The sequence below is a fragment of the Staphylococcus sp. HMSC072B07 genome (assembly GCF_001815505.1).
GTDB classification, from domain to species: Bacteria; Bacillota; Bacilli; order Staphylococcales; family Staphylococcaceae; genus Staphylococcus; species Staphylococcus simulans.
In genome coordinates this window covers 1-201 of record NZ_KV820960.1, presented here as the reverse complement: position 1 = coordinate 201, position 201 = coordinate 1, and the positions used below count along the sequence as shown (strand labels likewise).

Genomic DNA, 201 nt, shown 5'->3' with positions numbered 1-201 from the left:
CTTTAACTTCTTCTGGAGTAGTTGGTGTGCCATATGGTTTTGTGATTTCTCCCGCAGTCGGTTCATATTTATCGTTTTGTGGTTGCGGATTCACTGTAACTTTAACCGTTACGTAATCTTTTGTGCCGTCTGGATAAGTGACTGTCACTGGGACATCGAATGTGCCCGGTGTTTGACCATTAGGTACTTTTGTTGAATCGT

General features: G+C 42.8%; 1 protein-coding gene. It reads right to left on the bottom strand.

Annotation, left to right across the window (positions count from 1 at the left end):
* On the bottom strand, positions 1 to 201 hold a 201-nt coding region (locus tag HMPREF3031_RS11860; RefSeq protein WP_218970125.1), incomplete at both ends, for a Rib/alpha-like domain-containing protein.